The sequence below is a fragment of the Campylobacter troglodytis genome (genome assembly GCF_006864425.1).
GTDB classification, from domain to species: domain Bacteria; phylum Campylobacterota; class Campylobacteria; order Campylobacterales; family Campylobacteraceae; genus Campylobacter_D; species Campylobacter_D troglodytis.
The window spans coordinates 1-301 of sequence record NZ_QHLI01000295.1 but is presented as its reverse complement, the minus strand read 5'-3'; the positions used below and the strand labels follow the sequence as shown (position 1 = coordinate 301).

At 31.9% G+C, this 301-nt stretch carries 1 protein-coding gene; it reads left to right on the top strand.

Annotated features, from left to right (window positions below; all coding sequences use genetic code 11):
• Positions 1-301 (top strand): hypothetical protein (locus DMC01_RS14410; protein WP_185909005.1); only part of this gene is annotated, 301 nt, incomplete at both ends.

Genomic DNA, 301 nt, shown 5'->3' with positions numbered 1-301 from the left:
GCTGGAGTTTGAATGGTATCTTATAGATTCTAAATTTTCTTTTGAGGAAATTAGCATTGTTCGATCTGATAGCTTTTTAACTAGCCCTATTTTAATAGGCATCATAAAATCTCATAAAATCTTAGCACAAAATACTGCTTTAGATTTTAATCAAGCAGAAATTATTATTGATGATAAACCCAAACCATTTACTACGCTTTTCACCCCCCTTCCAACAGCAGCCCTAGCCATCACAAAGACAAAAATAAATGATTTCTTTGTGAATTTAAGAAATAAGCCAAATGCAAAGGAAGGAAAAATC